The 12,490-nt window shown below is 35.6% G+C and carries 14 protein-coding genes; 11 read left to right on the top strand and 3 right to left on the bottom strand.

The features are described 5' to 3' along the window. Positions 1-57: 57 nt before the first annotated feature. The 3 genes from brnQ4 (at position 58) to BAQ46_RS19090 (ending at position 2,336) form a co-directional block, all read left to right on the top strand. Complete coding sequence (gene brnQ4 / locus BAQ46_RS19100) at positions 58-1,395, top strand: branched-chain amino acid transport system II carrier protein BrnQ4 (protein WP_415823762.1); 1,338 nt, start codon at positions 58-60, stop codon at positions 1,393-1,395. Positions 1,396-1,461: 66 nt separating this feature from the next. Continuing rightward, the gene (gene csaA, locus BAQ46_RS19095) at positions 1,462-1,791 is read left to right on the top strand and encodes a chaperone CsaA (protein ID WP_071742485.1); all 330 of its coding nucleotides are present in this window, start codon (positions 1,462-1,464) and stop codon (positions 1,789-1,791) included. A gap of 17 nt (positions 1,792-1,808) precedes the next feature. Next, positions 1,809-2,336: a DUF1572 domain-containing protein gene (locus tag BAQ46_RS19090; RefSeq protein ID WP_061130920.1), complete on the top strand. Its 528-nt coding sequence runs from the start codon at positions 1,809-1,811 to the stop codon at positions 2,334-2,336. On the opposite strand, the gene BAQ46_RS19085 is transcribed toward BAQ46_RS19090, so the two are convergent. Together BAQ46_RS19085 and BAQ46_RS19080 are read right to left on the bottom strand one after the other, a co-directional pair. After that, entirely contained in the window at positions 2,309-2,614 is a 306-nt protein-coding gene (locus BAQ46_RS19085; protein ID WP_002091944.1) for a hypothetical protein, read from the bottom strand. The two genes, BAQ46_RS19090 and BAQ46_RS19085, sit on opposite strands and share 28 nt — an antisense overlap. A gap of 1 nt (position 2,615) precedes the next feature. Continuing rightward, complete coding sequence (locus tag BAQ46_RS19080; RefSeq protein WP_000770753.1) at positions 2,616-2,915, bottom strand: hypothetical protein; 300 nt, start codon at positions 2,913-2,915, stop codon at positions 2,616-2,618. An 88-nt stretch (positions 2,916-3,003) separates the two neighbouring features. Here BAQ46_RS19080 and spoIIP point away from each other — a divergent pair, with 88 nt between their 5' ends. The 5 genes from spoIIP (at position 3,004) to BAQ46_RS19055 (ending at position 7,768) form a co-directional block, all read left to right on the top strand. Further along, positions 3,004-4,158 (top strand): stage II sporulation protein SpoIIP, encoded by a 1,155-nt coding sequence (spoIIP, locus tag BAQ46_RS19075; protein WP_071742483.1) that lies wholly within the window; start codon positions 3,004-3,006, stop codon positions 4,156-4,158. A gap of 228 nt (positions 4,159-4,386) precedes the next feature. Then, complete coding sequence (locus tag BAQ46_RS19070; RefSeq protein ID WP_000617586.1) at positions 4,387-4,884, top strand: GNAT family N-acetyltransferase; 498 nt, start codon at positions 4,387-4,389, stop codon at positions 4,882-4,884. Positions 4,885-4,895: 11 nt separating this feature from the next. Then, entirely contained in the window at positions 4,896-5,636 is a 741-nt protein-coding gene (locus tag BAQ46_RS19065; protein ID WP_000747655.1) for a M15 family metallopeptidase, read from the top strand. A 23-nt stretch (positions 5,637-5,659) separates the two neighbouring features. Further along, positions 5,660-6,106, top strand: a complete 447-nt coding sequence (locus tag BAQ46_RS19060; protein WP_071742481.1) for an NUDIX hydrolase — start codon at positions 5,660-5,662, stop codon at positions 6,104-6,106. 186 nt (positions 6,107-6,292) lie between these two features. Further along, positions 6,293-7,768 carry an amidase family protein gene (locus tag BAQ46_RS19055; RefSeq protein WP_071742479.1) on the top strand — a complete coding sequence of 492 codons (1,476 nt, stop codon included), beginning with the start codon at positions 6,293-6,295 and terminating at the stop codon, positions 7,766-7,768. Positions 7,769-7,808: 40 nt separating this feature from the next. On the opposite strand, the gene BAQ46_RS19050 is transcribed toward BAQ46_RS19055, so the two are convergent. Then, on the bottom strand, positions 7,809-9,026 hold the full coding sequence (locus BAQ46_RS19050; protein ID WP_071742477.1) for an MFS transporter: 1,218 nt from the start codon (positions 9,024-9,026) through the stop codon (positions 7,809-7,811). Between the two features lie 275 nt (positions 9,027-9,301). On the opposite strand from BAQ46_RS19050, the gene BAQ46_RS19045 reads away from it, so the two are divergent. The 3 genes from BAQ46_RS19045 to BAQ46_RS19035 all read left to right on the top strand — a co-directional run bounded on the left by BAQ46_RS19045 (position 9,302) and on the right by BAQ46_RS19035 (position 12,423). Further along, on the top strand, positions 9,302-9,730 hold the full coding sequence (locus BAQ46_RS19045; RefSeq protein ID WP_000741991.1) for an NfeD family protein: 429 nt from the start codon (positions 9,302-9,304) through the stop codon (positions 9,728-9,730). Positions 9,731-9,732: 2 nt separating this feature from the next. After that, entirely contained in the window at positions 9,733-10,701 is a 969-nt protein-coding gene (locus tag BAQ46_RS19040; RefSeq protein ID WP_000226261.1) for an SPFH domain-containing protein, read from the top strand. A 249-nt stretch (positions 10,702-10,950) separates the two neighbouring features. Further along, positions 10,951-12,423 carry a 4-hydroxyphenylacetate 3-hydroxylase family protein gene (locus BAQ46_RS19035; RefSeq protein ID WP_071742475.1) on the top strand — a complete coding sequence of 491 codons (1,473 nt, stop codon included), beginning with the start codon at positions 10,951-10,953 and terminating at the stop codon, positions 12,421-12,423. Positions 12,424-12,490: the final 67 nt, after the last annotated feature.

Genomic DNA, 12,490 nt, shown 5'->3' with positions numbered 1-12,490 from the left:
ATAGCATATTGTGAAAATAGAGATAAACAATGAAAAAGTGCTATGCAAATGAAAAGCATGAAGGGACGTTTAAGGCCAGGTGATACGGTAGCAATTGGTTTAATGTTATTTGCACTATTTTTAGGAGCAGGAAATTTAATTTTTCCACCAGTTTTAGGGCAACAAGCTGGAGAGAATGTTTGGGTTGCTACAATTGGATTCCTTGTAACGGGAGTCGGATTACCCCTATTAGCTGTAACAGCTGTCGCGTTTGTAGAGGGGGGCTTGAAAGCGCTATCTTCTAGAGTTCACCCTATATTTGCGTTTGTTTTCCCATTAATTAGTTATTTAGCGATTGGACCTTTTTTCGCGATTCCGCGTACGGGAGCCGTTTCATTTGAAATGGGTATGAAGCCATTTTTATCAGAGGCATTAGTTTCCGAATGGTACATGCTATTTCTTTTCACTATAATTTTCTTCGGAATAACTTGGTATTTATCTTTAAATCCATCAAAATTAGTGGATTGGTTCGGGAAATTTCTTACACCATTGTTAGTATTAATTGTTGCTGTAATTGTCGGAAAGGCAATTGTTGATCCGATTGGAGAACCAGCTGCACCGCTAGAGGCATACAAGGAAAATGCTTTCTTTGGTGGATTTATTCAAGGATATTTAACGATGGACGCAATTAGTGCGCTTGTATTTGGAATTGTAGTTGTACAAGTTATCCGCTCTAAAGGAATAAAAGAGAGTAATCAAATTGCAAAAATAACAGTAGTATCAGGTATTATCGCTGTACTTGGTTTAACGTTAATCTATTTATCACTTGCTTATCTTGGTTCAACAAGTACATCACTTGGGGTATCAGAGAATGGTGGACTTATTTTAACGAATGTTGTAAATGAGTTATATGGAACAAGTGGTAAAATTTTATTAGGACTTGTTATTGTACTTGCTTGTTTAACAACTTCTGTTGGATTAACATCAGCCTGTGCTGGCTTCTTTACAAACTTATTCCCAAAACTTTCGCATAAAACGATTGTAACAATGGTATGTGTATTTAGTTTAATTGTATCTAACCTAGGTTTAACACAATTAATCGCAGTTACTTTACCAGTGTTAATGATTATTTATCCAGTTGCAATCGTATTAATCGTACTTTCTTACTTCCATAAATGGATTGGGAAGCGTAATACCATTTATATTGGAGCTATTTTAGGTGCATTGTTAATTAGTTTCTTTAACGGTTTAGAAAGTGCGAATATTAAAATTGACGCGATTTCTAACGTACTACAAATGTTACCATTATATAAAGAAGGAATAGGATGGTTAATCCCATCATGTATTGGCGGGATCCTCGGTTTCTTCTTCTATAAATCAAATGAATCAAGTGAATTACAAAAGAAAGGTGCTTAGGCGCCTTTCTTTTTTTAAAGGGGATTTTTTTGTTTTGTCTAAGTAATAAATGAAAGGAGTGATAAAATGGCTAATTTTGAAGATTTTTTAACTTTGGATTTACGGATTGGGACTGTAACACATGCAGAGGAATTTAAAGAAGCGAGAGTTCCAGCGATTAAACTAGAAATTGATTTTGGAGAGCTTGGAATGAAGCAGTCAAGTGCTCAAATTACGAAGAGATATAACCCAGAAGATTTAATCGGTCAGCAAATCGTTGCTGTTGTAAATTTTCCCCCAAAGCGTGTAGTGGGATTTAAATCAGAAGTACTTGTTTTAGGAGGAGTACCTGAAGCGGGTGATGTCGTATTACTGCAGCCTAATATGGAATTACCAAATGGAACAAAAATTAGTTAATGTAAAGGCGGGGGAACATGGATATTGGACGCGAATACGTACAGTGTGCCATTTCGAATTTTGAAGCAACAAAGAAACAAGGGGAACGGGTGCTTTCACAATTATCATATGAACAGATTGAATGGTCTTCTCATGAAGTAACAAATAGCATAGCAATTATAATTAAGCATCTGCACGGTAATATGCGTTCTAGATGGACGGATTTTTTAACATCTGACGGTGAAAAAATAGATCGTAACCGAGATGCTGAATTTGAAGGTGGTTATTCTTCTAAGAAAGAGGTATTCGCAGCATGGAATGAAGGTTGGGAATATGTTTTTAAAACGATGAATGCACTAACGTCAGAACATTTATTGCAGACGGTATATATTCGCGGTGAAGCACATACTGTCATGCAAGCAATTGAAAGACAAATTTCTCATTATGCTTTGCATATTGGACAAATGATTTACATTGGTAAAATGTTAAAAGAAAATGAGTGGGAATGTTTAAGTATTCCTAGAGGAAAGTCTAACTTTCATTTAGAGAAAAAACGTTCAACATAATAATAGGAAAGAAACCGATATAAAATTGGAAGTAAGAAAACAAGCCAAATGATAGATGGCTCTACAGTCATAAGAATGCTACCAACAATCAGCCCATATATAATAAGAAAGAAATTAATAAGTGTATTCACAGGGATAAATCGTGAGATAAAAACTTGCTGTCGTTTAAAACAATCACTATGAAATACATAAAAGCGGAAGTACCATGTGGTAGTAATAAGATCTTTCTTTCGCGTAATTCTTTTTTTGCATGTATGACAGATGAACGGTGGTTGCATTTCATTGCGCTCCATTTTCTATATTTGTAATAATGTAGGACAAAAGTAGGTACAAAGTGTATATCCCTATATACGCTCCTGATATAAGAAAAAATGGATTTAGTAAAATCCCATGAATACTTGTCATAAAAACTAAGTCTTGTATTAAAACATCATATATATGAATAGAAATGATTGTACCGAGTACATAAAGTGCTAGATATGCTGAAATATGTAACACAACACGGATGGTAGGATGCTTAGCAAGCCAATAAAAAATAAATGATAGTACAACGGGGAGTGTTCCTATTAGTAGTTTCAATTCATTTCACCTCATTAACAATATAGCCTGAATTTAGACGGTCTATTCTCTAGAGCTTGTACATAACTTGAAATAGAGAGGTGATAGTATGAATCGAGGCTTTTTTTATGTGAAATTCACGAGTGTACGTAAGTTAGTATTATTTATTATTGCTACAGTACTGGCGACTTTTTTTCTTATTAGTATGATGGTAACTTCTATGAAAGAGACAAAGTCAACGTATTTATATAATTGGTTAAATGAGTTATCAATGAATGGTTACATGTACGTTCTTGGGAAAGAGAATCATTATTTTACACAGGAATATAGAAATTTAAATCAAGATTTTTCAATATCTTCGTTTCTCTTTTCTATGGCTACGAATATTCGTTTTAACGATGTACGCAGTTTTGTCGGCAAAGAGCTACCTGGTTTCGGTAAGTACGATACAGAAATTGTTATTGCGGGTGAAGGAACAAATTATTCTAACTTGCCTATAGAGTCGAGCGTTCCACTTGAAGAAGTAGTAAAAGAACGGACTGGAGAAGGTGGACAGGCTCAAAAGCCGGATACGAATAAAGAGAAAAAGCAACCAGCTCAAACGACAGGAAAACGACAAGTTGCATTTATTTATCATTCGCATAGCTGGGAATCTTATTTGCCATTATTGAATTTAACAAATGATCCAAATCCGAATAAAGCCACAAGTTCCGTAACGAATATTTCAATAGTCGGCGACCGATTTCGTGAACAATTAGCAAATGAAGGAATCAGAGCAACTAACGACAAGACTGATGTTGGTCAAAAGTTGATTAGTAAAGGGTTAAATAGTAATAGTTCATATAAAATGTCACGGGAAATTGTACAAGAAGCAATGGCCGGCAATAAAGAATTACAATACTTCTTTGATTTACATCGTGATAGTGCTCGGAAAAATGTCACGACAAAAATAATCGGTGATAAATCATATGCGAAGCTTGCGTTTGTAGTAGGGAAAGGTAACAAAAACTATGAAAAAAACTTGCAATTAGCAACGGCTTTACATGAGACGATTAGTAAGAAATATCCAGGCGTTAGTCGTGGTGTCATTCAAAAAGGATTCCAAACAGGAAATGGTGTCTACAATCAAGATTTGTCAGGACAAGCGATATTAATTGAAGTTGGTGGCGTAGATAATACAGAGGAAGAACTAAATCGATCGATTGATGCGCTAGCTAAAGCGTTTGGTGAATATTTCTGGCAGGCAGAAAAAGTGAATGGATAAAGTGAAACAGAAATGAATGCGAGAGTCTGAAAAAACGTGAGTGTAATGTAAAGCTTGCGTTTTTTGTAATTAATGATGCGTCACAGAATAGACATAATTTGTCGATGTTATAGTAAGATCGAAATTTGTCAAATTATACTGGGAGATTTACAAAGGGATTTTCGGGAAAGTAGAGAAAATCTTTTTACAAGGAAAGCTTTTTATTATGAAATTGGTAGGGTGATTGAAGTGATTAGGGAAATCAAAGTAGAAGATGCAGCATCATTTTTGCAATTAAGTAAGCAATTAGATGAAGAAACAAAATTTATGTTGTATGAACCAGGAGAAAGGAAATTCACAGCCGAGCAACAAGAGCAAATGATTCAGCGTTTTGTAGAAAATAAATATGCAACAATATTGGTAGCAGTTGAAGAAGAGAGAATAGTAGGGTTTATTTTAGTGAATGGAAATCATATTCAAAGAAAGAGACATGTAGCAAGTATTGTAATTGGGATTTTGCAAGAGTATAGCGGGCGAGGTATTGGGACTAGATTGTTTAAAGAGGTCGAGAAGTGGGCAAGATTACATGATGTATGGCGTTTAGAATTAACGGTAATGGCCCACAATACAAGAGCTCAGGCACTATATAAAAAAGCTGGATTTGAGAAAGAAGGTGTCAAAAGAGCTGCTCTTATTATCGATGGAGAGAACATCGATGAGTATGAAATGGCCAAATTATTAAAATAAGAGGTCGTTATATGAAAAAAAGATGGATACTACTTGGTATCGTAGCGGCGATACTCATTGTTGGAGTAGCGGGAATCAATTATAAAATGTATAAGGATAAGCAAGCGCGCGAGGTGAATGTAAATAACATATTTCCGAAAGCGAAAGAAACGATTGCGAATATGGATGGAGATATTGCGGTAATTAGTAATCCGAATTCAATGCTTGTGCTTGTGAATAAAAGTAGGCGTTTACCAGACGGGTATAGACCGCCAGATTTAGTTATTCCGAAAGTGCGCTATTCTAGTGAAGGTGATCAAGAAAAGAAAAAAATGAGGAAAGAGGCGGCCGGTGCGCTTGAGGAAATGTTTCAGCAAGCGGATAAGGAGCGTGTTTTCTTATTTGCAGTCTCTGGATTTAGATCTTTTGATCGGCAAAAAGCGTTAAATACAATGTATAAAAAACAAGATGGAGAAGCCAAAACGGCAATGTCGAGTGCAGTTCCTGGAACGAGTGAACATCAAACAGGACTAGCTATGGATATCACATCACAATCTGCTAAGTTTCAGTTAGAGACAATTTTTGGTGAAACGAAAGAAGGGCAGTGGCTTTCTGAAAATGCCCATAAATTTGGTTTTGTCATTCGATATACAAAAGAGAAAGAATCGATTACGGGCTATCGATTTGAACCATGGCACGTGAGGTATGTGGGAAATCCACAAGCTACATATTTATATGAAAATCAACTGACACTTGAAGAAGTAGCGCAGTGAACAATTGAGGGGAGAGAAGGATTATGACGGTGTTATATAAGAAGAAAGTACACGCATATGTGACAAGAGAAAAAGAAGGAGCTATGCAACTGCTTGTTTTTAAACATCGTGATACACCTGAAGCTGGTATACAAGTGCCAGGGGGAACAGTTGACGAAGGGGAAACGCTAAAAGCAGCGATTTTACGTGAAGTACAAGAAGAGTCTGGGTTACGTCATTTATGCATAGAACGATTCCTAGCTGATTACATCATACATGTGAGAGAAAAAAAGGAATATGAAAAACGCCATTTCTTTCACGTAACATTACTAACAGATGTAAAAGATCGTTGGGAACATATTGTAAGTGCCGGTGAGGAAGATGAAGGCTTAGTATTTTGCTACGAATGGATTGATATTGCGAAATACCCTGAATTAGCAGGGAAACAAGGTGAGTTTTTACATTTGTTAGATGAAGTATACGCACAGTAATAAAAGAGTCTGAAACGTAAATTCATTCGTTTCAGACTCTTTTTATTTTTCAGGAAATAAAAGGGTTTTATATTAGTGAGTTGAATTCTATTAAAGGAATTGAAGTTGTATATGCAAGGGGCGGAGAAAATGAAAAAGTAATAGAGTCATGTTATTAATAAAAGGACTTATAGAAGGAGAATGAAAATGGAGATGCAGTTCAATGCACTATTACAAAAAGAATTAACAATTTATGATATACAAGCAATGATGGAAGCTGGGCAATTAACTTCAAAAGAATTAGTTATGTATTACCTTCATAGAATCGCAAAGTATGATCAAGACGGACCGAAAATCAATTCTATTTTAGAAATCAATCCAGACGCCATCTTTATTGCTGAAGCGTTAGATTATGAAAGAAAGATTAAAGGTAAAAGAGGTCCATTACACGGTATACCGGTTTTACTTAAGGATAATATTGAAACGAATGACTCTATGCATACAAGTGCAGGTACAATTGCGCTAGAACAACATATAAGTAGTGAAGATGCATTTCTCGTTACGAAGCTGCGAGAAGCAGGAGCAGTGATAATAGGGAAAACAAATATGACAGAATTAGCAAATGCAATGTCATTTGAAATGTGGGCTGGATATAGTGCAAGAGGTGGGCAAACAATAAACCCTTACGGTACGGGTGAGGATGATATGTTTGTTGGTGGCTCAAGTACAGGATCTGCCATAGCAGTTGCTGCTAACTTTACAGTAATATCGGTTGGAACAGAAACGGATGGTTCTATTTTGAGTCCAGCTGTTCAAAACTCTGTAGTCGGTATTAAACCGACTGTTGGTTTAATTAGTCGTAGAGGTATTATTCCATTTACGTATTCGCAAGATACAGCGGGGCCATTTGCTAGAACAGTAACAGATGCTGCTATTTTGCTAGGGAGTTTAACAGGGATAGATGAGAAAGATGTAGCTACTCGTAAAAGTGAAGGGATAGCAGAACATGATTATACAAAGTATTTGGATGTTAACGGTTTAAATGGAACAAAGATTGGTGTATATAACAACGCACCAAAAGATTATTATAAATCTGGTGAGTATGATGAGAATTTGTTTAAGGAAACAATTGAAGTATTACGTAGTAAGGGTGCGACAGTAGTAGAGGATATTAATATTCCGTCTTTTCATAGAGAATGGAGCTGGGGTGTATCGCTTTATGAATTAAAGCATAGTTTAGATAACTATCTTTCGAAATTGCCTTCTACTATACCAGTGCATTCTATTTCAGAGTTAATGGAGTTTAATGAAAACATAGCAGAAAGAGCTCTGAGATATGGACAAACTAAGTTAGAAAGAAGAAAAGATTTTCCTAATACGTTAAGAAATCCACAATATTTAAATGCAAGATTAGAAGATATATATTTTTCACAAGAACAAGGCATTGATTTTGCACTGGAAAAATATAATCTTGATGCGATTCTGTTTCCTTCTTATATAGGCTCCACTATATGTGCGAAAGCAGGTTATCCGTCTATAGCAATACCTGCGGGATATATGGATAACGGGAGACCATTTGGAATTACGCTTGCAAGCACTGCTTTTCATGAGGGGACTTTAATTAAACTCGCATACGCTTTTGAACAAGCGACAAAGCATCGGAAATCTCCTAACTTATCATAAATAAATAGGGCAGGAAATCCTGTCCTATTTATTTTGTTCATTAAAGTGACATGTTTTTTTGCTTTGTCTTATCATATTTTAATAAGTTAAATGATAAACAAGCAGAGCACAATATAAGGATTGAAGCGAGAATATAGATCGTACGAACACCGAACAAATCGGTAATAATGCCAACACTCAGCATAGAAAGGCCAGAAGCTGTTGAGAGAAGAGTGCCGTGAGCTGTATACATCTTTGATAATAAAGATGGAGCGACGCTGGATTGTAAAACAGTTGTTTGAGAAATATCTCTAATTTGGTAACATGGGCCCATTAGAATGCATAGGAACAGCGCAATGAATCCGCTACTTGTTATACCATATAAAAATGTAAGAATACTAAACAGAAGAGAGCCTATCGCCATAGAGCGTATTAAATTGTTTTGAATGTATGTACTCATTTTCCACGCTAATAGACCGCCAATTAATGTCCCAACATAATAACTTGTATTAATAAATCCCCACCATTCTTCTCCTTTATGAAGGACAGTTGTTACATAAGCCATCGTAATAGCACCGATCCATATCGTCCCTGCAAAAGTTTCAATTAAGTCCATACATGTAACAGTACGGAGAGAAGGGTTTTGAAATAAGAGCTTCCAACCTTCCAATAAAGTATCACCTTTTGAAGAAGAAGGCTCTATTACTCGTTCAGTATGTATGGATCGTAAGGAAATATGTAATGCAACACATCCAAAAATCATCAATATGTTATTCATCATAAGTGTAGTAGTAGCGCCGACGAGAAGAACAATAATACTTGTAAATGAATAAGCAGCGGCTTGTGCAATTTGTGTGGAAAAGGAAAAAATACTATTTACTTTTACTAATTTTTCTTTCGGTGTAAGGCGCGGAAGAATACCGTATAGTAATGGAGCGCTCCAGCCGCTACACAATGAAATGAAAAAGATGAAAATGAATAGTGTTACAATGCTTGTGGAAACGATCGGGAATAATATCATGAATAAAAATAATAGAGCAGTTTTTATCCATTGCAGTGTAAAAAGTAATGAATAAGATGAAAAACGATTCATTATAAGTGGTGCAGATGTATTTGCTATAAGATTAGTTATGACTTGTAATAATGGAAAAAGAGCAGTTAATGTAGCTGATTTCGTTGTGATATACATATGAGTTGTAATAATCATTATGTATACGATGTCAGCGAGAGTAATGCATATTTTCGATCCTAAATAGTAAGTCAATGAACGTTGTTGCAATAAGAACACCACCTTCCAAAAAAGTAATATTTCAGTAGTTAGAATAATTATAATTTGGAAATTAAATTTTCGAAAGAATTTAATTTTTTGTCACTTTTTGAAAGGGATTTTCATGTATAATGAAGAATATATTAATATAGTATTTTAATAATACTCATTGTAACAGTGAAAATGTACAATAGCTTGTAGTAAGCGCCCACGTATGAGAAAGGGCGGATAAACCATTCTTTTCTTCATATACATATAGAAAATGAGAAAGAAAGTGAGGGTTGCAAATGGCTGCTTGGGTAATTTGGTTTATAATAGCTGGTATTTTATTTATTGCGGAAATGCTGTCGATTACATTTTACATGCTTTGGCTTGGAATTGGAGCTGTTGTCGGAGGTCTTATTGCTTTGTTTGTTCCTGAAGCACTACTGTTACAAGTTGTTGCTGGTGCAATTGTAAGTTTAACATTGACTTTCTTTACGAAAAGAATATCAAAAAACTTTCGGGAAGCAAAAGGTTTTACTGATACAGTAGATATGCTTGCAGGTAAAAAAGGGATTGTTATGCAAGCGATTACAAATGAGGCGAACGGCATTGTGAAAGTGGATGGAGATACTTGGACAGCTATTGCAGATGATCCAATTGATGCCGGAGAAAAAGTTATTGTTATAAAGAGGCATAGTACTATATTACAAGTAAAAAAGGAGAGTGAATAAATATGGTAGCATTAACGTTAACGATTATTTTTGCACTAATTGTTGTTACATTTATCGCATTAACAATTAAAATTATTCCACAGCAAAAAGTTGGAGTCGTTGAAAGATTTGGTAAGTTTCAGCGGGTTATGCAGCCGGGATTAAATTTATTAATTCCGATTGTGGATCGCGTTCGCGTATATCACGACTTGCGTATTCAACAAACGAATGTACCACCGCAGAAGGTAATTACGAAAGATAATGTACAAGTGGAAATTGATACGATTATTTTCTATCAAGTCGTTGAGCCTGAACTTGCGACATATGGTATTTCGAACTATGAATACGGTGTACGTAACATTACTTCAGCAACGATGCGTCAAATCATTGGTAAAATGGAACTGGATGAAACGTTATCTGGTCGTGAAAAAATTTCAACAGAAATTCGCTTAGCACTTGATGAAGCTACAGAAAAATGGGGCGTTCGCATTGAACGTGTTGAAGTTGTCGATATTAATCCGCCGAAAGATGTGCAAGCATCAATGGAAAAACAAATGAAAGCAGAGCGTAATAAACGTGCGATCATATTAGAAGCTGAAGCTGCAAAACAAGATAAAGTCCTTCGTGCTGAAGGAGAAAAGCAAAGTAAAATCTTAATGGCTGAAGGGGATAAAGAAGCACGTATTCGAGAAGCAGAAGGTATTAAAGAAGCAAAAGAATTAGAAGCGCAAGGGGAAGCAAGAGCGATTGAGGAAATTGCAAAAGCAGAACAAAATCGAATTGAATTACTTCGCGAGGCGAATTTAGATGAACGTATACTTGCTTACAAATCATTTGAATCATTAGCTGAAGTTGCGAAAGGGCCAGCAAATAAAGTCTTTATTCCATCTAATGCAATTGAAACACTTGGTACTCTCGGGGCAATTGGTGAAATCTTTAAAGAAAAACAAGCGAAGAAACTGCCTTTAAATAATACAGAAAAAGAACAATAAGAGTGAAAAAGAGAAATGGGATGCCATTTCTCTTTTTATTTTTTATCATTTTTTAATTTATAAATTAAATGAGTAAGGGACGGGGGACCGTTCCTTACTCATTTACACTAAAAAATTTTTAAGATTTCATAATATGAAATAAAGGAGAATCTGTAAGAAATAGAATTGATATAATGATTGAAAATTCAGTCATCTGGTAAAATTTCTAAACTTTTTAGTATATTATTATTGGAAATTGGAGGGGAAAGAATGGCAATTAGAACAGGGGAACAGTATATTGAAGGGTTGCGAAAAAGAAATCCTGAAATTTGGATTGGAGGAAGAAAAGTAACGGATGTAGTAAATGAAGATGTTTTTCGTGAACCAATTATACAAATTGCGAACTTATATGATATGCAGCACAATCCAGAATATCAAGATAAGATTACTCATATATGCGAAGAGACAGGAGAAAGGGTATCAAATGCATTTTTAGTACCGAGAAATTATGATGATTTAAAAGTACGCCGCGAATTATTTGAAGTGTGGGCAAAAGCCACTTATGGTTTAATGGGTAGAACACCTGATTTTTTAAATGTAACGGTTACTTCAATGGCAAGTAATTCGTGGTTTTTTGAGAAGTTTAATCCAGAATGGGGAGCGAATATAAAAAATTATTATAAACATATAAGGGATAATGATTTGTTTTTAACACACGCAATTATTAATCCGCAAAATGATCGGAGTAAGGCCTCCCATCAACAAGAAGATGAAACAATGCATTTAGGGGTAGTAAGTGAAACAGCGGAAGGAATGTATGTTAGTGGTGCTAAAATGTTAGCGACACTGGCGCCGATTACGGATGAGGTAATAATATATTCCTATCCAAGTTTTAAGCCAGGTGATGAACGTCATGCAATTTCTTTTGCAGTTCCAATTGACGCACCAGGTCTAAGAATTCTATGTCGTGAGCCAATGCAAGATGGAAAACGATCTTTATTTGATCATCCACTCGCATCAAGGTTTGAGGAAATGGATGCATTACTAGTATTTCATAATGTGTTTATCCCGTGGGATAAAGTATTTATTTATCAAAGTGTGGAAGCTGGGAATCAATTGTATCCTAAAACCGGAATTGGTCATCAACCAGCACATCAATCTGGGGTAAGAGGGTTAGTAAAACTATCTTTTGCAGCTGAAGTAGCTATGAAATTAGCAGATTCGATTGGAGTAGATGGTTTTTTAAATGTACAAAACCAGCTAGCAGAGCTTATGCAAGATGTTGAAACGATACGTGCTCTCCTGCAAGTAGCTGAATATGAGTATGAAACGAATTCATATGGAGAAGTTATTCCTGCGAGGTTACCGCTTGATACGATACGCAGTTTATTACCTAAGATGTATCCGCGGGCTATTGAGATTATTCAAACTATAGGTGCGGGTGGATTATTAATGTCACCGACAGGTGCTGATTTTATGAACCCCGAGATTCATGATGATATGCAAAAGTATTATATCGGGCGTGAAGGAGTATCCTCTGAGGAACGGGTTCGTTTGTTTAAATTAGCATGGGACTTATGTGGTGAGGCTTTTGGACAACGGTTATTACAATATGAGCGTTATTATTCTGGAGATCCGGTGCGTAAAATGGGAATGTTTTATAATGCGTACAAAAAACAACAAACTTTTTCACTTGTGAACAATGCGTTGCAATCGAGTTCATCTGAAGGGGCCTTAAGTTAAATAAAAATGTTTGCGCTTACATTTTTGTTTGGAAAAGGAAGGAGCAATAGATAATAGAAAGAATTTT

Origin of the sequence: Bacillus paranthracis (assembly GCF_001883995.1) — a bacterium.
GTDB classification, from domain to species: domain Bacteria; phylum Bacillota; class Bacilli; order Bacillales; family Bacillaceae_G; genus Bacillus_A; species Bacillus_A paranthracis.
This window is presented reverse-complemented; position numbering and strand designations above follow the sequence as displayed.

Coding starts and splice junctions, on each gene's coding strand:
- BAQ46_RS19035 (WP_071742475.1), top strand. CDS start 10,951: ATGGCAATTAGAACAGGGGAACAGTATATTGAAGGGTTGCGAAAAAGA.
- BAQ46_RS19055 (WP_071742479.1), top strand. CDS start 6,293: ATGGAGATGCAGTTCAATGCACTATTACAAAAAGAATTAACAATTTAT.
- BAQ46_RS19045 (WP_000741991.1), top strand. CDS start 9,302: ATGGCTGCTTGGGTAATTTGGTTTATAATAGCTGGTATTTTATTTATT.
- BAQ46_RS19065 (WP_000747655.1), top strand. CDS start 4,896: ATGAAAAAAAGATGGATACTACTTGGTATCGTAGCGGCGATACTCATT.
- BAQ46_RS19040 (WP_000226261.1), top strand. CDS start 9,733: ATGGTAGCATTAACGTTAACGATTATTTTTGCACTAATTGTTGTTACA.
- BAQ46_RS19085 (WP_002091944.1), bottom strand. CDS start 2,614: ATGCAACCACCGTTCATCTGTCATACATGCAAAAAAAGAATTACGCGA.
- BAQ46_RS19090 (WP_061130920.1), top strand. CDS start 1,809: ATGGATATTGGACGCGAATACGTACAGTGTGCCATTTCGAATTTTGAA.
- csaA (WP_071742485.1), top strand. CDS start 1,462: ATGGCTAATTTTGAAGATTTTTTAACTTTGGATTTACGGATTGGGACT.
- spoIIP (WP_071742483.1), top strand. CDS start 3,004: ATGAATCGAGGCTTTTTTTATGTGAAATTCACGAGTGTACGTAAGTTA.
- BAQ46_RS19060 (WP_071742481.1), top strand. CDS start 5,660: ATGACGGTGTTATATAAGAAGAAAGTACACGCATATGTGACAAGAGAA.
- brnQ4 (WP_415823762.1), top strand. CDS start 58: ATGAAGGGACGTTTAAGGCCAGGTGATACGGTAGCAATTGGTTTAATG.